The organism is Streptomyces geranii, from assembly GCF_002954775.1.
Taxonomy (GTDB): Bacteria; Actinomycetota; Actinomycetes; order Streptomycetales; family Streptomycetaceae; genus Streptomyces; species Streptomyces geranii.
Genome location: NZ_PJME01000006.1, coordinates 254,513 through 276,966, shown reverse-complemented (window position 1 = coordinate 276,966; position 22,454 = coordinate 254,513). Strand labels below are relative to the sequence as shown.

19 protein-coding genes and 1 pseudogene are annotated in these 22,454 nt (G+C 69.9%); 9 read left to right on the top strand and 11 right to left on the bottom strand.

The window, feature by feature from the left end; genetic code table 11:
• Positions 1–67 precede the first annotated feature (67 nt).
• A complete protein-coding gene (locus CW359_RS11885) occupies positions 68–1,420 on the bottom strand; it encodes a lysine N(6)-hydroxylase/L-ornithine N(5)-oxygenase family protein (RefSeq protein ID WP_105969828.1) in 1,353 nt (450 codons plus the stop codon).
• An 84-nt stretch (positions 1,421–1,504) separates the two neighbouring features.
• Between CW359_RS11885 and CW359_RS11880 the strand changes: the two are divergent.
• Positions 1,505–2,325, top strand: a pseudogene (locus CW359_RS11880) (methionyl-tRNA formyltransferase); the annotation flags it as partial.
• Between the two features lie 370 nt (positions 2,326–2,695).
• On the opposite strand, the gene CW359_RS11875 reads toward CW359_RS11880, so the two are convergent.
• From CW359_RS11875 to CW359_RS11865, 3 genes are read right to left on the bottom strand one after another with little or no spacing between them, the layout of a single operon-like run.
• Positions 2,696–3,532: an ABC transporter ATP-binding protein gene (locus CW359_RS11875; protein WP_105969937.1), complete on the bottom strand. Its 837-nt coding sequence runs from the start codon at positions 3,530–3,532 to the stop codon at positions 2,696–2,698.
• 58 nt (positions 3,533–3,590) lie between these two features.
• Positions 3,591–4,727: a FecCD family ABC transporter permease gene (locus CW359_RS11870; protein WP_232838355.1), complete on the bottom strand. Its 1,137-nt coding sequence runs from the start codon at positions 4,725–4,727 to the stop codon at positions 3,591–3,593.
• A gap of 1 nt (position 4,728) precedes the next feature.
• Positions 4,729–5,754, bottom strand: a complete 1,026-nt coding sequence (locus CW359_RS11865) for a FecCD family ABC transporter permease (RefSeq protein ID WP_105969827.1) — start codon at positions 5,752–5,754, stop codon at positions 4,729–4,731.
• 132 nt (positions 5,755–5,886) lie between these two features.
• Here CW359_RS11865 and CW359_RS11860 point away from each other — a divergent pair, with 132 nt between their 5' ends.
• From CW359_RS11860 to CW359_RS11850, 3 genes are read left to right on the top strand one after another with little or no spacing between them, the layout of a single operon-like run.
• Positions 5,887–6,126, top strand: a complete 240-nt coding sequence (locus CW359_RS11860) for an MbtH family protein (protein ID WP_105969826.1) — start codon at positions 5,887–5,889, stop codon at positions 6,124–6,126.
• A 6-nt stretch (positions 6,127–6,132) separates the two neighbouring features.
• Positions 6,133–7,707 carry an amidohydrolase gene (locus tag CW359_RS11855; RefSeq protein ID WP_105969825.1) on the top strand — a complete coding sequence of 525 codons (1,575 nt, stop codon included), beginning with the start codon at positions 6,133–6,135 and terminating at the stop codon, positions 7,705–7,707.
• A complete protein-coding gene (locus CW359_RS11850; RefSeq protein WP_105969824.1) occupies positions 7,704–7,976 on the top strand; it encodes a hypothetical protein in 273 nt (90 codons plus the stop codon). Before CW359_RS11855 ends, CW359_RS11850 begins: the two co-directional genes overlap by 4 nt.
• Positions 7,977–8,005: 29 nt before the next feature.
• Here the strand turns inward: CW359_RS11850 and CW359_RS11845 are convergent, their stop codons facing one another.
• On the bottom strand, positions 8,006–8,596 hold the full coding sequence (locus CW359_RS11845) for an isochorismatase family protein (protein ID WP_232838354.1): 591 nt from the start codon (positions 8,594–8,596) through the stop codon (positions 8,006–8,008).
• Between the two features lie 101 nt (positions 8,597–8,697).
• Here CW359_RS11845 and CW359_RS11840 point away from each other — a divergent pair, with 101 nt between their 5' ends.
• On the top strand, positions 8,698–10,815 hold the full coding sequence (locus CW359_RS11840) for a penicillin acylase family protein (protein WP_105969823.1): 2,118 nt from the start codon (positions 8,698–8,700) through the stop codon (positions 10,813–10,815).
• Positions 10,816–10,829: 14 nt separating this feature from the next.
• Here CW359_RS11840 and CW359_RS11835 read toward each other — a convergent pair whose 3' ends face one another.
• The 6 genes from CW359_RS11835 to iolC all read right to left on the bottom strand — a co-directional run bounded on the left by CW359_RS11835 (position 10,830) and on the right by iolC (position 18,228).
• On the bottom strand, positions 10,830–11,615 hold the full coding sequence (locus CW359_RS11835; RefSeq protein ID WP_105969822.1) for a GntR family transcriptional regulator: 786 nt from the start codon (positions 11,613–11,615) through the stop codon (positions 10,830–10,832).
• A gap of 49 nt (positions 11,616–11,664) precedes the next feature.
• Positions 11,665–13,158 (bottom strand): CoA-acylating methylmalonate-semialdehyde dehydrogenase, encoded by a 1,494-nt coding sequence (locus tag CW359_RS11830; protein WP_105969821.1) that lies wholly within the window; start codon positions 13,156–13,158, stop codon positions 11,665–11,667.
• A gap of 54 nt (positions 13,159–13,212) precedes the next feature.
• Positions 13,213–15,099 carry a 3D-(3,5/4)-trihydroxycyclohexane-1,2-dione acylhydrolase (decyclizing) gene (gene iolD / locus CW359_RS11825; protein ID WP_105969820.1) on the bottom strand — a complete coding sequence of 629 codons (1,887 nt, stop codon included), beginning with the start codon at positions 15,097–15,099 and terminating at the stop codon, positions 13,213–13,215.
• Positions 15,099–15,995 (bottom strand): 5-deoxy-glucuronate isomerase, encoded by an 897-nt coding sequence (gene iolB, locus CW359_RS11820; RefSeq protein WP_105969819.1) that lies wholly within the window; start codon positions 15,993–15,995, stop codon positions 15,099–15,101. The genes iolD and iolB overlap by 1 nt, the downstream gene beginning before the upstream one ends.
• 195 nt (positions 15,996–16,190) lie before the next feature.
• Positions 16,191–17,069 (bottom strand): Cgl0159 family (beta/alpha)8-fold protein, encoded by an 879-nt coding sequence (locus CW359_RS11815; RefSeq protein WP_105969818.1) that lies wholly within the window; start codon positions 17,067–17,069, stop codon positions 16,191–16,193.
• A gap of 178 nt (positions 17,070–17,247) precedes the next feature.
• The gene (gene iolC / locus CW359_RS11810; protein WP_105969817.1) at positions 17,248–18,228 is read right to left on the bottom strand and encodes a 5-dehydro-2-deoxygluconokinase; all 981 of its coding nucleotides are present in this window, start codon (positions 18,226–18,228) and stop codon (positions 17,248–17,250) included.
• 283 nt (positions 18,229–18,511) lie between these two features.
• On the opposite strand from iolC, the gene CW359_RS11805 reads away from it, so the two are divergent.
• From CW359_RS11805 to CW359_RS11790, 4 genes are read left to right on the top strand one after another with little or no spacing between them, the layout of a single operon-like run.
• The gene (locus tag CW359_RS11805; protein WP_105969816.1) at positions 18,512–19,525 is read left to right on the top strand and encodes a sugar ABC transporter substrate-binding protein; all 1,014 of its coding nucleotides are present in this window, start codon (positions 18,512–18,514) and stop codon (positions 19,523–19,525) included.
• Between the two features lie 5 nt (positions 19,526–19,530).
• Positions 19,531–20,604 (top strand): ABC transporter permease, encoded by a 1,074-nt coding sequence (locus tag CW359_RS11800; protein ID WP_105969934.1) that lies wholly within the window; start codon positions 19,531–19,533, stop codon positions 20,602–20,604.
• 4 nt (positions 20,605–20,608) lie between these two features.
• On the top strand, positions 20,609–21,523 hold the full coding sequence (locus CW359_RS11795) for an ATP-binding cassette domain-containing protein (RefSeq protein ID WP_105969815.1): 915 nt from the start codon (positions 20,609–20,611) through the stop codon (positions 21,521–21,523).
• Positions 21,520–22,422: a sugar phosphate isomerase/epimerase family protein gene (locus CW359_RS11790; RefSeq protein ID WP_105969814.1), complete on the top strand. Its 903-nt coding sequence runs from the start codon at positions 21,520–21,522 to the stop codon at positions 22,420–22,422. The genes CW359_RS11795 and CW359_RS11790 overlap by 4 nt, the downstream gene beginning before the upstream one ends.
• Positions 22,423–22,454 lie beyond the last annotated feature (32 nt).

Here is a 22,454-nt window from a genome sequence, read left to right as displayed (position 1 = left end):
ATCAGTAAGTCCTGTCCGAGCGCGTGCGCTTCCACTCAGACAGGCCCATGACTTAGGTGAGGCTACCCTAATTAAATGACGGCTGCCCGGAGGTCGGACCCTCCTCGCTCGTGCGGCGGGTGAGCAGGGAGTCCAGGATCTCGCCCGAGCGCACGGCGGTCGTCGACAGCAGGGTCGAGGTGAGGCCGTGCGTGTGCTCGGTCGCGCCCTGCAGATAGATGCCGGCGGTGACTTCGGGCGCCGCCTCGACCCGGTGGTCGCGGCCGACCCGGACGGCGTCGTTGTCGTCCCGCAGGCAGAGTTTGGCGGCCCGGCCCAGCGTGGCGTCGAGGTCCCGGGGGCGATAACCGGTCGCGTGCACGAGCACGTCGCAGGAGAGCACCTCCCGCTCGCCGGTGGGGAGATACTCGACGGTCACGTCCAGCCGGTCGTCGTGCTGCTCGACGTCCCGGATGCGGGAGACGTTGCGCATCTTCAGCCGCTCGTGCCCCTGGACCTTCTCGCGGTACATGGTCGCGTACAGCGTCTCGATCAGATCCATGTCGACCACCGAGTAGTTGGTGGACCGGTGGTAGTCGTACAGGGACTGTTTTATTTCCGGCCGGGACCCGAAGTAGATGTCCACCGCCTCCGGGTCGAAGATCCGGTTGGCGAACGGGCTGTCGTCGGCGGGCGTGTAGCCGTATTTGGCGAAGACCGCGCAGACCTCGGTGTCGGGGAAGGAGCGGTGCAGATAGTCGACCGCCTCGGCCCCGCTCTGGCCCGCGCCGAGCACGAGGATACGGTCCACCGCGGCACCCCTGCCGGTCAGTTCACGGGTGCGGGGGACCAACTCGCTGTTGTGCCAGATGCGGTCCGACAGCGCGGTACCGGGCGGCACGTGCGGTTCGAGACCGACGGCGACCGAGATGTTGCGGGCCCGCCGGACCACCGTGCGCTCCGGCTCGCCGGGTACGCGGCTGGTGACGTCGAACCAGTGGACCTCGCCGGTCTCGGTCAGCACCGGCTCCACGGACACGACCTCCGCGTCGTACGTGACCTGGTCCGCGACCCGGGCCGCCGCCCACTCGAAGTACTCGTGGAACTCGATCCGCAGCGGGAAGAGGGTCTTCGCGTTGAGGAAGTCCACCAGTCGGCCGCGGTCCCGCAGGAAACACAGGAAGCTGAAATCGCTGGTCGGGTTGCGCATGGTGACCAGGTCCTTGAGAAAGGACACCTGCATGGTCGCGTCGTCGATGAGCATGCCGCGGTGCCAGCCGAACCGTGGCTGGCGCTCCAGGAACTGGGCGTGAATTCGCTCCTCGGGCGCGGCTTGTGCGTTGTGTTCCGCAATGGCTATGGCCAGTGCCAGATTTGACGGGCCGAACCCAATACCGAGCACGTCATGGACTGCGTCCGGTTCGTCGTGCAGTGCGTTCACCGCAACTTCCCTTCCCCTAGGCCCACCGATATTAAATAAGGTTAGCCTTACCTTGCAACGGTGTGTCCTGCGGAAGGATCGGTTATACGGGTCGCCATGTTCGGCTACCAGACCTGGGGGCACCGTACGCTCCAGGCTCTGCTGGACTCCGATCGCGACGTGGTCATGGCGGTCGCCCACCCCAGGAGCGATCACGCATACGAGAAGATCTGGGACGACTCGGCGGCCGACCTCGCCGAGAAATACGGCATCCCGGTAGTGCTGCGCAACCGCCCCGACGATCCCGAACTCCTAGGCACACTAAGGGAGTTGGCGCCGGACCTGATCGTGGCCAACAACTGGCGGACAGCCCTGCCCCCGAGGCCGTCGACCTCCCGAAGCACGGCACGCTCAACATCCACGACTCCCTGCTCCCGGCGTACGCGGGCTTCTCCCCCCTCGTCCGGGCGCTCATCAACGGCGAACGGGAGGTCGGTGTCACCGCCCACCGCATGAACGCGGAGTTGGACGCCGGTGACGTGCTGTTGCAGCGGGCGGTGCCGGTGGGTCCCCGTGACACGGTGACAGACCTGTTCCACCGCACTGTGGACTTGATCACACCGGTGGTCCACGAGTCCCTCGCGCTCATCGCGTCGGGCCGCGCGGAGTGGATCCCGCAGGACCGCAGCAGGGCGAGCTTCTTCCACAAGCGGTCGCCGGAGGGCAGCCGCATCGACTGGAGCTGGCCGGCGGAGTCCCTGGAACGCCTGATCCGCGCCCAGTCGGACCCGTACCCGAACGCCTTCACCCACCACAAGGGCCAACGGATCCGCATAGTCGAGGCAGGGGTGTCGGAGGGCTGCTACGGCGGCACCCCCGGCCGCGTCTTCATCCGCGAGGGCGACGGGATCGTGGTCGTCGCGGGGGTTGTTGGTTAGGCGGGTACTTGACGGCGCGCCCCTGAGGTCGGGGGGATCTCGCCCCCGCCGCCCCTACCCGTCCCATCCCCAGGGGCTCCGCCCCTTCAACCCCACCAGGGGGCGCCGCCCCTTCGCCCCCGGGCGGGGACTGCGTCCCCTGCACCCCTGTTTCGGGGGCTCCGCCCCCAAACCCCCGCTCCTCAAACGCCGGAGGGGCTGGATGGTGCCGGACGGGGCTTGATCTTTCAGCGCCGGTCCGCATCTCCAGCCCGTCCGGCGTTTGAGGACGAGGCCCGTTCAGGGCCGACAGCGGGGGTCTGGGGGCGCAGCCCCCAGGAAGGGATGGGACGGGTAGGGGCGGCGGGGGCGAGAAAACCTACCGATCCCGGTGATGGCGCCCCATCGGAATCACCATCGGGGTGTTGCTCACCGGGTCCAGCGTGATCCGGCAGTTCAGGTCGAAGACACTCTCCACCGTCTCCTCCGTGATCACCTCCGCCGGCGTCCCCTCCGCCACGATCCGTCCCGACTTCATCGCGACCACGTGATCGGCGTACCGGCAGGCCTGGTTGAGGTCGTGCAGGACCATGACGACCGTGCGATTCTCGCGGCGGTTCAGGTCCGTGATCAGGTCCAGTACGTCGATCTGGTGGGCCAGGTCGAGATACGTCGTCGGCTCGTCGAGGAGCAGGACGGGCGTGCCCTGGGCCACCGCCATCGCGATCCACGCCCGTTGCCGCTGGCCCCCGGACAGCTCGTCCACCGGGCGGTCCGCCAGGTCGGTCATGTCGGTCGCGGCGAGGGCCTCGTGGACGGCCTGTTCGTCGGCCTTGGACCACTGGCGCCACCAGGTCTGGTGCGGTGAACGGCCTCGGTTCACCAGGTCGATCACCGTCAAACCCTCGGGTGCCGTGGGGCTTTGGGGCAGGATGCCCAGGCGCTGTGCCAACTCCCGCGTGGGGATGGACTGGAGGGCACGGCCGTCCAGCTGCACCGCACCCGCGCGGGGCGCCAGGAGTCGCGCCAGGGCACGCAACAGCGTTGACTTGCCGCACGCGTTGGCGCCGACGATCGCCGTGATCCGGCCCGGGGGTACGGCCAGGTCGAGGCCGGCCACGACCACCCGGTTGTCGTACGACAGGCGCAGTCCCGTCGCTCTCAGGTCCGGGTCGTGAGCCGGTTCCCCGGGCGTTGGCAGGGGATCGGCGGGCATGACCTCGGCCGCCGTGGACAGGGCGTCAGCCGGCGTCATGGGGTCCGTCGACATGGGATCAGCCTCCTGAACCCGCGCGGTTGGCGCGGACGAGCAGCCAGAGCAGGATGGGTGCGCCGAGCACACCGGTGACGATGCCGACCGGCAGTTCCGTGCCGGAGATGAGCGTACGGGCGATCAGGTCGCTGCCCAGGACCATCAGCGCCCCGGTCAGCCCGGAGGTCAGCGTGGGCGGCCAGGCGGTGCGGGCGAGCCGCTGGGCGATCTGCGGCGCGGCCAGCGCCACGAAGGCGACCGGTCCGGCGGCGGCCGTCGCGAAGGCGATCAGGCCGACGCCGGACAGCAGGATGGCGAGGCGCACCGGCTGGACTCGGGTGCCGAGGCCGGTCGCCACGTCGTCGCCCAGCTGGAGCGTACGCAGCAGCCGGCCGAGCAAGAGGGAGGCCGGCAGCAGCACCACCAGCGCGAACGCCAGCGGCCCTACCTCCGACCACGTACGGCCGTTGAGGTTGCCGACCAGCCAGCCCGTCGCGGCCTGTGCCTCGAACCGGCCGCCCTTGGCGACCAGGTAGTCCGTGGCGCTCGTACAGATCCAGGCGACGCCGATACCGACCAGGATGATCCGGTAGCCGGTGGTTCCGCCCCGCCAGGCCAGCACGTACACGACGAACGCCGAGGCCAGCGCGCCGAGCAGGCCGAGCGACTGGGTGCCGAGGCCGCCGTCCCAGCCCAGGACTATGCCCGCGACCACGAACAGGCCCGCGCCCTGGGTGAGGCCGATCATGTCGGGGCTGGCCAGCGGATTGCGGGTCATGGTCTGGAAGAGCCCGCCGGACGCCCCGAAGGCGATCCCGGCCAGTAGTCCCACCAGCGAGCGCGGCAGGCGCAGTTCCTGCACGACGAGTACGGTCCCGGGGTCGCCGGAGCCGACCAGGGCCCGTACGACATCGGTGAAGGCGATCGGGTAGTCGCCGATCGTCAGGCTCCAGCAGAAGAGGAGGAACGTGCCTACGGCGAGCAGCGCGCCGACCGTCATCAGGCGCGGGCGGAGGATGCCGGAGACCGGGGGGACCGTCAGGCGGAAGGTGCGCTGGGTGCGGAGGGGCGGGGGAGCGGGCGCGGCGGTGGCCGTCGTGTCCACAGGGTCCGCAGGGTTCGTAGGGCCGGCGATGTCTGCGGTCTTGGGGTTCGTCATCTCACACCTCCGCCAGTTTCCGGCGCCGTACCAGGGCGATGAGGAAGGGCCCGCCGATGAACGCGACGATCACCCCGGCCTGCACCTCGATGGGCCGGGCGATCAGGCGTCCGATGATGTCGGCCGTGAGCAGCAGGATCGGCGCGAGGGCGGCGGAGAGCGGCAGCAGCCAGCGCTGGTCGGGGCCGATGCCCGCCAACTGGGCCAGTACCCGGGCGACATGGGGCACCACGAGGCCGATGAAGACGACCGGGCCGATGACCGCGACGGCGGCCCCGGTCAGCAGCGTGACCGCTGTCACGCCCTGGAGCCGGACCAGGCCGAGGCGGCGGCCGAGCGAGGCGGCCACGTCGTCGCCGAGGGCCATGCTGTTGAGGGCGGGCGCGCCGGCGAGGGCCAGCACCGCGCCGACGGCGAGGAAGGGCAGGATCCGCAGCACGGTCTCGCCGTCCTGGTCGGCCATCGAACCGGCCGACCAGAAGCGGTAACGGTCCAGGGCGTCGGGGTCGGTCAGCACGATCGCGCTGGTCAGGGAGGAGAGCAGGGAGGTCACCGCGATACCGGAGAGCGCGAGTTTGACCGGGGTGAGCCCGGACCGCCCGAGCCTGCCGAGCAGGTACACGACGACGCTGGCCACCATCGCACCCGCGAACGCGAACCACACGTACCCGTAGAACGAGGCGATCCCGAACACCCCGACGGCCACCACGATCGCGAACGAAGCCCCGGCGCTCACCCCGAGGATGCCCGGGTCCGCGAGCGGATTGCGGGTCAGCGCCTGCATGAGCGCGCCCGACAGGCCGAGCGCCGCCCCGGCGGTCAGCCCGAGCGCCGTACGGGGTACCCGTGCCGACCAGATGACGTTGTCGACGAACCGGCTGGGCGCGTCACCGAACAGTGCCCGCACCACCTGATCGGGCGGAATGCTGGCCGCGCCGAGGGCGAGAGACAGAAGACACAGTCCGAGCAGGACGGCGCCCAGCACCGCCACCAGAAGAACGGGGCGAACCCTTCTGGCCCGCGTCATCGTGCGGTCTCCAACGGACAACTCCCTTAGGTTAGGCAGACCTTAATCGTAGTGGTGAGAAGAGGGGCTGCCGGGAATTAGAGTCCCTTAGTTAGGTAATCCTTACTTTAGTTACTGAGAGAGGAACACTCCATGAGTGACCCCTTCGAGAGCCCCGACGGCGTCTACTCCGTGCTCGTCAACCACGAGGGCCGGCACAGCCTTTGGCCCGACTTCGTCGGCGTACCGGCGGGCTGGACCGTCGCCCACGGCCCAAGAGCCTGGTCGAGCGAATGGAGAAGGCAGGCTGAAGCCCGATTCGGATCCCATCGCAGCGGGCCCCATCTCAGCGGATCCGATCGGATCGGCTTCGGAACCGGAACGAGAGACTGACTACCCATGCTCACCACGCGACTGACCAACGCCCGCTTCCTCACCATGGACCCCGACCATCCCGTCGCCCACGACCTGGGCATCTGGCGGGGCCGGATCGTGGGCCTGGACGAGGCGGTGACCGGGCTGCCCGCCGAGCGGGTCGTCGATCTCCAGGGCGCGACCGTGCTGCCCGGGTTCATCGACAGCCATGTGCACCTGGCCTGGACGGGGTTCAAGGCGGCCACACCCACGGTCGCGCCGTGCGTCCGGGTCGAGGGCGTGCTCGCGGTCGTGGCCGAGGCAGCGGCGCGGGTGGCGCCCGGCGGCTGGGTCGATGTCGCGGGGTACGACCAGCGGGGGCTCGGCCGGCATCTGACGCTCGCCGAGCTGGACAAGGCCGCCGTCGGTCGCAAGGTGCTCCTGATGCACGACTCCGGACACGGCTGCGCGGTCAGCAGTGCGGTGCTGGACCTGTTGCCCGGCGTCGTTCCGCACGAGGGCGCCTTCCTCGCCGAGGGAGCGATGGGCGCGGCTCGGGCGCTCCGACTCCCGCACTCCCAGGAGGAGTTGGCGGAGGCGATCGGACGGGCCGCCCGTTCCTGTCTCGCCGAGGGAGTCACCGCGTGCGCCGAGGCGGGCATCGGCGGCGCGCTCCTCGGCAACAGCCCGGTCGAACTGGGTGCGTATCAACTCGCCCGGGAACGCGGCCTGTTGCCCCTGCGGATCCAGCTGATGGTGGCCGCCGACCGGCTGCACTCCGTCACCGCGCACGAGGACGACGGCATCCCGCGCGCCATCGACCTCGGCCTGCGCACCGGCCTCGGCGACGACTGGCTGTCCGTCGGCGCCCTGAAGGTGTACACCGACGGCGGCATGATGGCCCGTACCGCCGCACTCACCAGCCCCTACGAAGGGCTGGACACCGCAGGGCAGTTGCAGGACGACCCCGAACTCCTGCACCGGACCATCGTGGACGGGCATCTCGCGGGCTGGCAGTTGGCGGTGCACGCCATCGGTGACCGCGCGGCCGACGTCGCGATCGAGGCGCTGGAGGAGGCGCAGCGGCTGCGGCCCCGGCCGGACGCCCGGCACCGGATCGAGCACGCCGGGCTGATCCGGCCCGATCAGCTGCCCCGGCTGGCGGCGCTCGGCGCGACGGCCGTCGTACAGCCCAACTTCCTGCGGTACTTCGGCGACGACTACGCCTCGATCATGGGGGAGGAGCGGGCGCCCTGGATGTACCGGGGGCGCGGGTTCCTGGAGCACGGCATCCGGCTTGTGGGGAGTTCCGACCGGCCGGTGGCGGACGGGTCGCCGCTGCGGGCGATCCAGTTCATGGTCGAACGGGCCTCGCTGTCGGGGCAGTTGATCGGTCCGGACGAGGGCATCACCGTGGACGAGGCGCTGCGCGCGTACACCGTGGACGGCGCCTGGGCCTGCCACTGGGAGGACAGCGTGGGCAGTCTCACGCCGGGCAGGCGTGCCGATGTCGTCGTTCTGGGAGACGATCCCAGAAGCGTCGACAGCTCGCGCATCGGGGACATCGAGGTCGTGGCGACACTCGTCGACGGCCGGGAGACCGAGGAGGGAACGCTGTGAGCGCTCCGGCGACGAACGGCATCGGTGACATCGGTGGCGTCAGCGGGATCACCGGGATCACCGGGTACGCGCCGCTGTGGGCGGAGTCGCCCCACGCGCCCCGCTGGGTGCTCTGGGACACCGCCGGTGACGTCCTGGTCTTCGACCGGGACGTCAACTGCCCCTTCCACATCGACGACGAGACGGTCCGGGACGAGGTGCTGCGCCGGATGCGCGCGATGGGCGTACCGGAGAGCGCGGAGTATCCGGGACGTCCTTGCTCCCATTAGCCGTACGGGCACGGCATGCTGACGTACCGTCAAAATCCCTGCGCGGCGGCCTGTCCGTGCAGGAGTTCCCGCAGCAGTTGGTCGGTGGCGCACACGACGCCCGTGCGTGCCACCCATTTGAGGGCCATCGCGTGGTCCTCCGCGCAGAAGTCGGCCACCGCGTCGGCGACGATGAACGGCTGGATGTCGTGCATGAAGGCATCGGCTGCCGTCAGCAGTATGCCGAGGTGGGCGCGGACCCCGCACAGGATGAGCTGGTCCCGGCCCGCCTCCCGCAGCAGTCGGCCCAAGTGGCTGCGCAGGAAGGCGTTGTGACGGACGTTCAGCAGCAGATGCTCGCCCACGCGCGGCGCGAGCCGCGGGACGATCGAGGCCGCGCCGGTCTCCGTACTGAAGATGACGGGCATGCCCAGCGTGCCGGCCAGCTCGCGCAGCGTGGCGATGTTCTCGACCAGCTCCACGACGGGCGAACAGCCCGCGGGGAACGCCTGCACGAACGGATTCTGCATGTCGTGGACGAGTAGCGCGGCACGTGTCGGATCGATGGCCCAAGGGTGGGCCGAGCGTGGCACGGCGGAGCCTTCGGGCATCGGATAGGAGTCGACGACTGATGCGCCCATGGAGTGGTACCTCCCCCTGACGGCGTACATGACACGAGCCGCTTCCCGTGAAGTTAGCTTAGCCTAAGCTAACTATCTGCGTTGTTGTTAAGGGGTATCCAGTGCCGAGCCGAAGTCGTACCTACCGCGACGCCTGGGGCGTCCCGCATCTCCGGGCCGCCGACCCCCTCCAACTCGCCTACGGACAGGGCCGGAACGCGGCTCGTGACCGGGCGTGGCAGATCGAGGTCGAGCGCCACCGCTCCCAGGGCACCACCGCCGCCTACCTCGGCCCGCCCGCCCTCTCCTGGGACCTCCTCGCCCGCCGGGCCCGCCTCGACGACACCGCCCGGCGCTGCTACGACGCCCTCGACCCCGAGGCCACCGCCTGGGTCACGGCGTACGTCGACGGAGTCAACGCCGGTCTGGAGCAAGGGGCCGCCGCCGCACCGGAGTTCGCGGCGAGCGGACTCACGCCGACACCCTGGCAGCCCTGGACACCGCTCGGCGTCTGGCTCGCCCACCACATCCTCTTCGCGGGCTTCCCGACCAAGCTCTGGCGCGAGGAGGTCGCCCGCCGCCTCGGCGGCCACGCCCTCGAACTCTTCGCCACGGACGGCCCCGGCACCGCCGGCTCCAACGGCTGGCTCGTCCCCGGCCACCGCACCGCGTCCGGCGCCCCGATCATCGCGGGCGACCCCCACCGCCCCATCCAGAACCCCGGTTTCTACCAGCAACTCCACCTCTCCTGCCCGGAGTTCGACGTCGTCGGCTTCGCCGTTCCGGGCGTCCCCGGCATCGCCCACTTCGGCCACACCGGCACGGTCGCCTGGGTCATCACCAACGCCATGGCCGACTACCACGACCTGTATGAGGAGCAGTTGCGCGGCACGGGCGACGGCCGGGTGGTGGCGCTCGGCCCCGACGGCCCGCGCCCCGTGCTCCACCGGCACCGGGAGACGGTCCAGGTCGCGGGCGGCGACCCGGTCGACGTCGACGTGATCGAGACCGAACGCGGCCCGGTCGTCATCGGCGACACCGGGGACCTCGACGGTACGGACGGTGAGGCGACCGTCATCAGCCTGCGCTACCCGCCCCGCGTCACCGCCGACCTGGGCTTCGCCGCGATCCCGGCCCTGCTGCGCGCCCGTACCGTCGGCGACGTCGACCGGGCCTTCGACCGCTGGATCGAGCCGGTGAACGTCGTCCACGCCGCCGACACCGAGGGTGGTCTGCTGCACCGCGTCGCCGGATACGTCCCGGTCCGCCACCGCGACAACTCGCTGCGGGTCGTGCCCGCTTGGCAGTCGGGGCATGACTGGCAGGGTCGCAAGGACACCCCGCGCGCCGAGGTCGACGACCTCGCCGTCATGGCCAACGCCCGGGGCATCGCCACGCCCCTCGGCACGGAGTTCGCCCCGCCGCACCGCGCCGACCGCATCACCGAACTGCTCCGCCGGTCCCACGACTGGACGGCACCGGAGATGACGACCGTCCACATGGACACCCGGCTCCCGGCCACCACACCCCTGTTGGACCTCGTTGCGGCAGCCGACCCCGACACCCCGGCCGCAGCCCGCCTGCGCGACCGCCTCCTCGCCTGGGACCGCCGGATGGACGCCGACAGCACGGCCGCCGCCGACTACGCACGCCTGCGCTCGGCTGTCGTACGCCGGATCGCCGCCGCCCCGCAACTGGAGGGCCTCGCGGGGCCGTTGCCGTATCCGCCGGTGTTCGAGCCCTGGCTGAACCTCACCGGCAAGGTCGCGTTCGCGCTGGAGAACCTCCTGACCACCGACCTGTTGCCCGGCCTCGACGTCCAGGGCATCGTCGCCGACGCGCTGGCGGAGACCGCCGGAGCGGACCCGGTGACTTGGGGCGAACTGCACCTACTTGCCCCGCTGCGAGCTTTCCCCAGCAATGGCAACGGTCACAGCAGCGGCAGCGGCAGCGCTAGCGAGCAGTGGCCGGGTGTCGGTGGCGACCACGACTGCGTCCTCGCCACCTCCAGCGTGCCCGGTCTCACCGACCTCAGCTCACGCGGCCCCTCTGCCCGGTACGTCTGGGACCTCGCCGACCGCGACAACAGCCTCTGGATCGTCCCCCTCGGCGCGAACGGCGTCACCGGGGACGTACACCACCGGGACCAACTGCCCCTCTGGGTGACCGGCCGACTCGCCCCCGTCGTCACCGACTTCGCGCTGCTCACGGAAGAGGGTGACGGCGAGGGGGAGAGGTAGGGAGCGGCCGGGACTCAGGGGCGCATCAGCAGCTGGAAGTCGAAGGCGTAGCGCGACGCCCGGTAGATGTGGGTGCCGTACTCCACGGCCCGCCCGGTGTCGTCGTACGCCGTGCGCTGCATGGTGAGCAGGGCGGCGCCCTCCGGTTCCTCCAGGCGTTTGGCCTCCGGCTCGGTGGCCGAGCGGGCGCCGACGGTCTGGCGGGCGCTGTGCAGGGTGATGCCCGCCGTACGCAGCATCCGGTACAGGCCCGTCGACTGCAGCCGGGCGGCGTCGAGTTCGAGGAGTCCCGAGGGCAGGTAGTTGCAGAGGAACGCCACCGGTTCGCCGTGCGTGCAGCGCAGCCGCTCCAGTACGACGACCTCGCTGCCCTCCTTCACCCCGAGGGCGGCGGCGACCTCGGCGGACGCCGGCTGCCGTTCGTTGCGCAGGACCTGGGTGGTGGGACCCTGCCCGGCCGCCTCCAAGTCGTCGTACAGACTGCTCAGTTCGAGCGGACGCTTGACCTGGCTGTGCACGACCTGCGTACCGACGCCCCGACGGCGTACGAGCAGGCCCTTGTCCACCAGGGACTGGATCGCCTGGCGGACAGTGGGTCTGGACAGGCCGAGCCGGACCGACAGGTCGATCTCGTTGCCCAGGAGATTGCCCGGCGCCAGGACTCCGTGCTCGATCGCCGCCTCCAACTGCTGGGCCAGCTGGTAGTAGAGGGGGACCGGGCTGGAGCGGTCCAGCGTGAAGTCCAGGGTGTCGAGCGGGGAGCCGGACACCGCACGGGTGCGATCACCTGGTGTCGCCACCGGGGCACCTCCCTTCAGATAATGACGATGCGTCAGAAGTGATGATGGGTCAGGAATGGCTGGGGAAGCCGAGGTTGATACCGCCGTCGGACGGATCGGGCCAGCGCGTGGTGATGACCTTCCCCTGCGTGTAGAAGGCGATGCCGTCGTTGCCGTAGATGTGCAGATCCCCGAAGAGGGAATCCTTCCAGCCACCGAAGGAGTGGTAGCCGACGGGTACCGGGATCGGCACGTTCACGCCGACCATCCCGGCCTTCACCTCCAGCTGGAAGCGGCGGGCGGCGCCGCCGTCCCGGGTGAAGATCGCCGTGCCGTTGCCCCAACGCGAGCCGTTGATCAGGGAGATGGCCTCGTCGTACGTCTCCGTGCGTACCACGCACAGCACCGGGCCGAAGATCTCGTCCCGGTACGCGTCCGCCGTCACCGGCACCTTGTCGAGCAGCGATACGCCGAGGAAGAAGCCGTCCTCGTGACCTGCGACCGTATAGCCGGTGCCGTCGACCACGACCTCCGCACCCTGCGCCGCCGCGCCCGCCACGTACGACGCGACCTTGTCGCGGTGCTCGCGCGTGATCAGCGGCCCCATCTCGGAGTTGGGGTCGGTGCCGGGGCCGATGCGCAGGCCCTTCGCGCGCTCGGCGATCCGGCCGACCAGCTCGTCGCCCGTGTCACCGACCGCGACGACGACCGACACCGCCATACAGCGCTCGCCCGCCGAACCGTAGGCCGCGTTGATCGCCTGGTCGGCGGCGTAGTCGAGGTCGGCGTCCGGCAGGACCAGCATGTGGTTCTTGGCGCCGCCCAGCGCCTGGACGCGCTTGCCGTGCTCAACTGCCTTGAGCTGGATGTACTTCGCGATCGGCGTCGAGCCGACGAACGACACCGCCTCGATGTCCGGGTGCTCCAGGATGCGGTCCACGGCCACCTTGTCGCCCTGCACGATGTTCAGCACACCGTCCGGAAGGCCCGCCTCGGAGGCCAGTTCGGCCAGCCGGAACGACGCCGACGGGTCCTTCTCGGACGGCTTCAGCACGAAGGTGTTCCCGCAGGCGATGGCCAGCGGGAACATCCACATCGGCACCATCGCCGGGAAGTTGAACGGCGTGATGCCCGCGACGACCCCCAACGGCTGCCGGATCGAGGAGACATCGACCCGGGTCGCCACCTCCGTCGACAGCTCGCCCTTCAGCTGCACACTGATCCCGCAGGCCAGCTCGACGATCTCCATCCCGCGCGCCACCTCGCCGAGCGCGTCGCTGTGCACCTTGCCGTGCTCGGCGGTGATCAGCGCCGCGATCTCGTCGCGGTGCGCGTCCAGCAGCTCCCGGTACCTGAAGAGCACCGCCGTCCGCTTGGCGAGCGAGGCCGCGCCCCAACTCCCGTACGCGGCCTTGGCGGAGGCGACGGCCGCGTCCACCTCGTCGACCGACGCGAAGCCGACCTGCTTCTCCTGCGCTCCGGTCGCCGGGTCGTAGACGGCGCCGAAACGGCCGGACGTGCTCTCGACGGGCTTGCCGTCGATCCAGTGGGTGATGGTCTTCATCGTGCGGGCCTTTCCGGGGGGTTCGGCCCCTCCAGGGGGAGAGGGGCCGGTGACTCAGAGGTGCCTGCAGCGGTCGGCGACCTGACGGTCGTACTCCTCGCGGGCCCGTACGGCGGACTCGCGGGTGGCCGTCTCGGCGACCGGTACGTCCCACCAGGCCGCCGCCGGGGGAGCGGCCTGCGCCGTGCTGTCGGTGTCCGTCTCGACGTACACGCAGGTCGGCCGGTCCGACTCGCGGGCCGTCGCCAGGGCCGTACGCAGTTCGGCGACCGTCTTGGCGCGCAGGACGTCCATGCCGAGGCTGGCCGCGTTGGCGGCGAGGTCGACCGGGAGCGGGGCGCCGGTGAAGGTGCCGTCGGCGGCCCGGTAGCGGTAGGGGGTGCCGAAGCGCTCGCCGCCGACCGACTCGGAGAGGCCGCCGATGGAGGCGTACCCGTGGTTCTGGATGAGGACCAGGTTGACCGGCAGGCCCTCCTGGACGGCGGTGACGATCTCGGTCGGCATCATCAGGTAGGTGCCGTCGCCGACCAGCGACCAGACCGGGGTGTCGGGCGCGGCCTGCTGGACGCCGATCCCGGCGGGGATCTCGTAGCCCATGCAGGAGTAGCCGTACTCCAGGTGGTACTGACGGGGGCTGCGGGCCCGCCACAGCTTGTGCAGGTCGCCGGGGAGCGAACCGGCCGCGTTGATGATCACATCGTCGTCCCCGACGACCGAGTCCAGGGCGCCCAGCACCTGGGTCTGGGTGGGTACGGCGTTCTCGTCGGCGGCGCTGAACGCGGTGTCAACAACCTGCTCCCAGCGAGCCTTCCCGGCGCCGTACTCGGCCTCGTAAACCGAGTTCACACGGTGACCGGACAACGCCTCCGTCAACGCTGTGAGCCCCGCACGCGCGTCGCACACCAGCGTCCGCGCCGCCAGCTTGTGAGCGTCGAAAGCGGCGATGTTCAGGTTGACGAACCGAACGCCCGGGTTCTGGAACAGCGTGTTCGAGGCGGTCGTGAAGTCCGTGTAGCGGGTGCCCACGCCGATGATCAGATCAGCCGTGCGGGCCAGATCGTCGCTGACGGCCGTACCGGTGTGGCCGATACCGCCCAGGTCGGCGGGGTGGTCGTAGCGCAGAGAACCCTTGCCCGCCTGCGTGGACGCCACGGGGATGCCGGTCGCGTCCACCAGCGCCTTCAGCGCGTCCTCGGCCTGGCTGTGGTGGATGCCGCCGCCCGCGACGATCAGCGGGCGCTCGGCGGCCCGGATCGCCCGCACCGCCTCGGCCAGCTCGTACGGGTCGGGCGCGGGACGCCTGACGTGCCAGACGCGCTCGGCGAAGAACTCCTCCGGCCAGTCGTACGCCTCCGCCTGCACGTCCTGCGGCAGGGAGAGGGTCACGGCACCGGTCTCCACCGGGTCCGTGAGCACGCGTACGGCGTTCAGTGCGGACGGGATCAGCGCCTCGGGGCGGGTGACCCGGTCGAAGTAGCGGGAGACCGGGCGCAGGGTGTCGTTGACGGACAGGTCCGCCTCGACCGGGTGCTCCAGCTGCTGGAGCAGCGGGTCGGCGGTGCGGGTCGCGAAGTAGTCGCCGGGGAGCAGGAGCACCGGGAGGCGGTTGATCGTCGCGAGGGCGGCGCCGGTGACCAGGTTGGTGGCGCCGGGGCCGATGGAGGTGGTGACGGCCTGGGTGGAGAGGCGGTTCAGCTGGCGGGCGTAGCCGACGGCCGCGTGGACCATCGACTGCTCGTTGCGGCCCTGGTGGAACGGCATCGCGTCCTCACCGGCCTCAAGCAGCGCCTGTCCGAGGCCCGCCACATTGCCGTGGCCGAAAATGCCCCACGTGCCGGCGATCAGGCGGTGGCGTACGCCGTCGCGCTCGGTGTACTGGACGGACAGGAACCGCACCAGCGCCTGGGCGACGGTCAGACGGCGGGTAGGGGTGGTGCTCATCAGGACTTCTCCGGGGCCGTGTAGAGGGGCAGACGGGGGTCGACGGGCTGTTCGGGCCAGGTACCGCGGACCCAGGCGTGATCGGGGTGGTCGCAGATCAGCCAGGCACGGTCGGCCTCGGGGCCCGCCATGACGTTCAGGTAGTACATGTGGTGGCCGGGCACGGCCATGGAGGGCCCGTGCCAGCCGTCGGGGATGAGGACGACGTCCCCGCCGCGCACCTCGGCCAGCACGTCGGTGTTCCGGCCCTGGCCGGAGGGGGAGACGCGCTGGTAGCCGAGGCCGGGCGTGCCCTCGTGGTCGGCGAACTCGAAGTAGTAGATCTCTTCGAGCACGGACTCCTCGCCGGGGCGGTGCTCGTCGTGCTTGTGCGGCGGGAAGGACGACCAGTTCCCGCCAGGTGTGATCACCTCCACGGCGATCAGCTTGTCGCACTCGAAGACACCGGCCGCGCCGAAGTTGTTGACCTGCCGGGAGGAGTTCCCGGTGCCGCGCAGCTCGACGGGGACGGAGGAGGCGGGCCCGTAGCGGGCGGGCAGCCGGCGGGTGCAGCGGGCGCCGGTGAGCGCGAAGCGGCCACCGGTGGGGGAGGTGATGGTCGAACCGGCGTCGCGTGGCACGTACACGAAGTCACTGACGCCGCTGAACACGCTGTCGCGGCCCTGTACCTCGAAGGTGGAGTGGCCGAAATCGTCTGTCGTGTCCACTGTGCAGGCGCCGCTGAGGGAGAGCACGATCCACTCGCTGTCGCCGGTGGAGAAGGAGTGCGAGCCGCCCGGGGGCAGCTCCAGCACCCGGAGGCTGGAGTAGCCCCAGCCTGCCTTCTCGGGGTTCACATCGACGACGTACGGGCCGCCGAGGGCCTTGCCTGCCGGGAGGTGGTAGGCGGTGGTCATGGTCTGTCACTCCTGTTCACGGCGGATTCCGGTTCGGTCGAGTTCACAGCGGGACCCGCTGCGTCGGGGGTCGCCTGTTGACCCTGTTCACACCCTTGCTCGCGCTGTCTCGGTTCACGGCCACGCCTTCGCGGTGTCGATTCACGGCCACGCCCTCGGGATCTCGGTTCACGGCGAACCTGCCGTTGACTCGGTTCACAGCAGACCCACCGCCGTGTCCACGGCCGTCTCCACAGTGCCCGAAGACGGGTAGAGCAGCGACCTGCCCACCACCAGACCCTGCACCGTCGGCTGCCGCAACGCCTTGCGCCACTTCTCGTACGTGCCCTCCTGGTCGTCGCCGACTTCGCCGCCCAGCAGCACCGCCGGCAGCGTCGACGTCTCCAGCACCTCGGCCATGTCGTCCGGGTCGTCGGTGACGGGGAGTTTCAGCCAGGTGTAGGCGGAGGTGCCACCGAGGCCCGACGCTATGGCGATCGAGCGGGTGACCGCCTCGGCGGACAGGTCGTTGCGGACCCGGCCGTCGACCCGGCGGGACATGAACGGCTCGACGAACAGCGGAAGTCGGAGCGCCGCCATCTCGTCGACGGCCCGGGCGGTGGACTCCAGGGTGGTGAGCGAGCCCGGGTCGGCGTAGTCGATGCGCAGCAGCAGTTTGCCTGCGTCGAAGCGCAGCCGGGCGATGTCCTGGGCGCGGTGGCCGGTGAAGCGGTCGTCCATCTCGAAGGCCGCGCCGGCCAGGCCGCCGCGGTTCATCGACCCCATGACAACCTTGTCGTCGAGCACGCCGAGCAGCAGCAGGTCGTCCAGGATGTCGGCGGTGGCCAGCACCCCGTCCACTCCGGGCCGCGACAGTGCCACGCACAGGCGTTCGAGTAGCTCGGCACGGTCGGCCATGGCCAGCGGGCGGTTGCCGACGCCCAGGGCGCCGCGCGCCGGATGGTCGGCGGCCACGATCATGAGCCGCCCGCTGTCACCGATCAGGGGCCGCCTGACCCGGCGGGCGGCGGCCTCCGCGACAGCCTCCGGGTGCCGGGCTCTCAGGGTGGCGAGATCGGCGATGCTGATGGTCAAGACGGGCTCCGTTCGAGGGTCGGGGGCGTCCGCTCGGCCGCCGCCGGGGTCGTAGGACTCGCGGGGGCCGACGGGATCGCAGAGATCACCGGGATCGCAGCCGTTCCGTGCACGTTCGTCGGCGTCACCGGCGTCACCGGCGTCACCGGCGTCACCGGCGTGCGCTGCTTCGGCGGATTCATCGGAGCGCTCCGCTCGCCAGCAGGCCTTCCACCTCGGACTCGGTCGGCATCGCGGACGAGCAGGCGAGGCGGGAGGCGACGAGGGCGCCGGCGGCGTTGGCGTACCGCATGGTCCGTTCCAGGTCCCAGCCGGACAGCAGGCCGTGGCAGAGGGCGCCGCCGAACGCGTCGCCGGCGCCCAGGCCGTTGACCACCTCGACGGGGACCGGCGGGACCTCGGCGACGGTGCCGTCGCGGTGCATCGCCAGCACGCCCTTGGGGCCCTGCTTGACGACGGCCAGTTCGACCCCGGAGGCGAGCAACTCCTCGGCGCAGGCGCGGGGTTCGCGTACGCCGGTGGCGATCTCGCACTCGTCGAGGTTGCCGACGGCCACGGTCGAGTGGCGCAGGGCCTCGGCGTAGTACGGGCGGGCCTCGTCCGGATCCGCCCAGGCTGCGTCACTCCAGAGCGCCGGGCGCCAGTCCAGGTCGAAGACCGTGGTGCCGGCCCGGTCGCGGGCCTTCAGGGCGGCCAGGGTGGCCGAGCGGCTCGGTTCCTCGCTCAGGCCGGTGCCGGTGATCCAGAAGACGCGGGCGGCGCGGATGCCGAAGAAGTCCAGCTCGTCCGTGTGGAGCTGCAGATCCGGGGCGGTCGGCTGACGATAGAAGTACAGCGGGAAGTCGTCCGGCGGAAAGAGTTCGCAGAAAGTGACCGGGGTCGGCAGGCCGGCCACTGGCTTCACCCAGCGGTCGTCGACCCCGAAATCCCTCAGCTCCCGGTGCAGATAGTCGCCGAAAGGATCGGCCCCGGTCCGGGTCACGACGGCCGAGGAACGGCCCAGACGGGCCGCCGCGACCGCGACGTTGGCCGCCGACCCACCGAGAAATTTTCCGAACGTCTGCACTAGGGTCAGCGGTGCGCCGGACTGCAGCGGATAGAGATCAACTCCGATGCGGCCCATGGTGACCAGGTCGAAGGGCGGGGCTGACTCGGTCATGCGATGCTCCTTCGAGCTGCGGAGGATGCGGGTCCCGAGGGGCCTGTCGTCTCCCAGGTGTAGGACTCGGAGGGCAACGCTGTCAAGGGTTTGTTCTTACATTCTGACCTGCTTGTGAAATGATGTCTTAACAAAGTATTGACAGCGGACAGTTCCAAGCATTTGGATTCGGTCCCAACACGACTGCCGTGTTCGCGGCACACGGCCCGGACCTCCGGGACCCGGGCCCGGGATCGCTAAGATCCCCACCCTCTCCCCGGTCGCACAGTGAGGTGCAGGAAAGATGGACCGTTCTTCTCGCTCCCGCAGAATCGCCCCCGTTGTTGCCGCTGCCGCGGCAGCGGCCCTGGTCCTGGCGGGCTGCTCCAGCAGTTCCGGCGGCAAGGACTCGGAGGAGGACGGCACCGACGCCTCTGCGGGCAAGGCCAGCACTCCTCAGATGACCGTCGCCCTGGTCACGCACCAGGCGCCCGGCGACACCTTCTGGGACATCGTTCGCAAGGGCGCTCAGGCCGCCGCGGACAAGGACAACGTCAAGCTCATCTACTCGGCCGACCCGAACGCGGGCAACCAGGCCACCCTCGTCGAGAACGCGATCGCCCAGAAGGTCGACGGTATCGCCATCACGCTGGCGAAGCCGGACGCCATGAAGGACGCCGTGGCCAAGGCGACGGCCGCCGGCATCCCCGTCGTCGGTCTCAACTCCGGTCTGAGCGACTGGCAGAGCCTCGGTCTCCAGCAGTTCTTCGGCCAGGACGAGACCGTCGCGGGCGAGGCGTTCGGCAAGAAGCTGAACGAACTCGGCTCCAAGAAAGCCGTCTGTGTGATCCAGGAGCAGGGCAACGTCGGTCTCACGCAGCGCTGTGACGGCGTGAAGAAGACGTTCACCGGCACGGTGGAGGTCCTCAACGTCAACGGCACCGACATGCCGTCCGTGAAGTCGACGATCACCGCAAAGCTCAACCAGGACAAGGCGATCGACTACGTGGTCACGCTCGGCGCCAGCTACGCGCTGACCGCGGTGCAGTCGGTGAGTGACGCCGGCAGCAAGGCGAAGGTCGCGACGTTCGACCTCAACAAGGAGATGACCGACGCCATCACGAAGGGCGACGTCCAGTTCGCGGTCGACCAGCAGCCCTACCTCCAGGGCTACTTGGCCGTCGACGGCCTGTGGCTCTTCAAGAACAACGGCAACTACAGCGGTGGTGGCGAGCAGCCCGTCCTGACCGGTCCGGCCTTCGTCGACAAGTCCAACGTCAAGGAGATCGCCGCGTTCGCCGCCAAGGGCACTCGGTGATGTCGATGAGTCAGACAACGGCACCGGCGGCGAGTTCCTCGCCGCCGGCTCCGCCGGCCACTCAGAAGGACGGCCGCACCAGTCAGCGGTCGCTGGGGCGCAGGCTGCTGGCCCGCCCCGAGGTCGGCGCCCTCATCGCCGCCATCGGTGTGTACCTGTTCTTCTTCGCGGTGGCGCCTTCCTTCCGGGAGACCAGCGCGCTGGCGACGGTGCTCTACCAGGCCTCGGTCATGGGCATCATGGCCCTCCCGGTGGCCCTGCTGATGATCGGCGGGGAGTTCGACCTCTCCGCCGGTGTCGCGGTCACCACCTCCGCCCTGACGGCCGCGATCCTCAGCTTCCAGCTGTCGATGAACGTGTGGACGGGCGTGATCGTCGCGCTGGTCGTGTCGCTGGCGGTGGGCGCGTTCAACGGCTGGCTGCTGATCAAGACCGGGCTGCCGAGCTTCCTGGTCACCCTGGGCTCGTTCCTGATCCTCCAGGGCGCCAACCTCGCCGTCACGAAGATCTTCACCGGCAACGTGGCGTCCGACTCCATCTCCGACATGGACGGCTTCGACCAGGCGAAGAGTGTCTTCGCCTCGGAGTTCTCCATCGGCGACGTCAACTTCAAGATCACGATCGTGTACTGGCTGGTCTTCGCGGCCATCGCGACCTGGATCCTGCTGCGCACCAAGTTCGGCAACTGGATCTTCGCGGTCGGCGGCAGCCAGGACAGTGCCCGCGCGGTCGGTGTCCCGGTCAAGTTCACGAAGATCGCCCTGTTCATGGGCGTCGGCGCGGGCGCCTGGTTCGTGGGCATGCACCTGCTGTTCTCGTTCAACACGGTGCAGTCCGGCGAGGGCGTCGGCAACGAGTTCCTGTACATCATCGCGGCGGTCATCGGCGGCTGCCTGCTGACCGGCGGCTACGGCTCCGCGGTCGGACCGGTCATCGGTGCCTTCATCTTCGGCATGGTCTCCCAGGGCATCGTCTACGCCAACTGGAACCCGGACTGGTTCAAGGCGTTCCTCGGCGTGATGCTCCTGGTCGCCGCCCTCGTCAATCTGTGGGTCCGCCGCCAGGCGACCCGGAGGTGAACGCATGACAACCAACGAAACCTCCCCCAACGGCACGCTCACCAAGGACAGTTCGCCCGAGGACAACACGCCGATCGTCGAACTGCGCGACACCGGCAAGTCGTACGGCAACATCCGCGCCCTGCACGGCGTGAACCTCGCCGTCCGCTCCGGCCAGGTCACCTGCGTCCTGGGCGACAACGGCGCCGGCAAGTCCACGCTGATCAAAATCATCTCCGGGCTGCACCAGCACACCGAGGGCGAACTCCTCGTCGACGGCAGCCCCGTGCACTTCGGCACGCCGCGTGAGGCGCTCGACGCCGGCATCGCGACGGTCTACCAGGACCTGGCGACCGTCCCGCTCATGCCGGTGTGGCGCAACTTCTTCCTCGGCTCCGAGATGACCAAGGGCCCCTGGCCCGTACGCCGTCTCGACATCGAGAAGATGAAGCAGACCGCGGACGCCGAACTGCGCAACATGGGCATCGTGCTGGACGACCTCGACCAGCCCATCGGCACCCTCTCCGGCGGCCAGCGCCAGTCCGTGGCCATCGCCCGCGCCGTCTACTTCGGCGCCCGCGTCCTCATCCTGGACGAGCCGACCGCCGCCCTGGGCGTCAAGCAGTCCGGTGTCGTGCTGAAGTACATCGCCGCCGCTCGCGACAAGGGCCTCGGCGTCATCTTCATCACCCACAACCCGCACCACGCCTACATGGTCGGCGACCACTTCAGCGTGCTGCGCCTGGGCACCATGGAGCTGAGCGCGGCCCGCAGCGAGGTCAGCCTCGAAGAACTCACCAACCACATGGCGGGCGGCGCCGAACTCGCGGCACTCAAGCACGAGTTGGCCCAGGTGCGCGGAGTCGACGTCGAGGAGCTCCCCGAGGCCGAGGACCTCCAGGCCCCGGTGGCGACCACCCCGGAAGGGACGAAGCCATGACGACTCCGCTCGACCGCATCCGCGTCGGCTCGGCACCCGACTCCTGGGGTGTCTGGTTCCCCGAGGACCCGGTCCAGGTGCCGTGGGAACGGTTCCTGGACGAGGTCTCCGAGGCCGGCTACCGCTGGATCGAACTGGGCCCGTACGGCTATCTGCCGACCGACCCGGCCAGGCTCACGGACGAGATCGTCAAGCGCGACCTGAAGGTGTCGGCCGGCACCGTCTTCACCGGCCTGCACAAGGGCCCGTCCGTGTGGGAGTCGACCTGGGAGCACGTCAGCCAGGTCGCCGCGCTCACCCAGGCGATGGACGCGAAGCACCTGGTCGTCATCCCCTCGTTCTGGCGGGACGACAAGACCGCCGAGATCCTGGAACCGGCGGAACTCACCGCCGAGCAGTGGGGTCACCTCGCCCGGGGCATGGAACGCCTCGGCCGTGAGGTGAAGGAGAAGTACGGCCTCGACATCGTCGTCCACCCGCACGCGGACACCCACATCGACACCGAGGCGCATGTCGAGCAGTTCCTCGACGCGACCGACTCCGACGTGGTCAACCTGTGCCTGGACACCGGGCATTACGCCTACTGCGGCGGCGACAGCGTCAAGCTGATCGAGACGTACGGTGAGCGGATCGGGTACCTCCACCTCAAGCAGGTGGACCCGGCGATCCTCGCCGACGTGGTCGAGAACGGGGTGCCGTTCGGGCCTGCCGTGCAGCGCGGGGTCATGTGTGAACCGCCCTCCGGGGTGCCGGAGTTGGGGCCTGTGCTGACTGCGGCTCAGAAGCTGGGGGTTGATCTGTTCGCGATTGTCGAGCAGGACATGTACCCCTGTGAGCCGGACAGGCCGCTGCCCATCGCTGTGCGGACTCGGCAGTTCCTTCGGTCCTGCGGGGCGTAGGCGCGGGTGGTTCGTCGGGTGCGGGTCCGTCG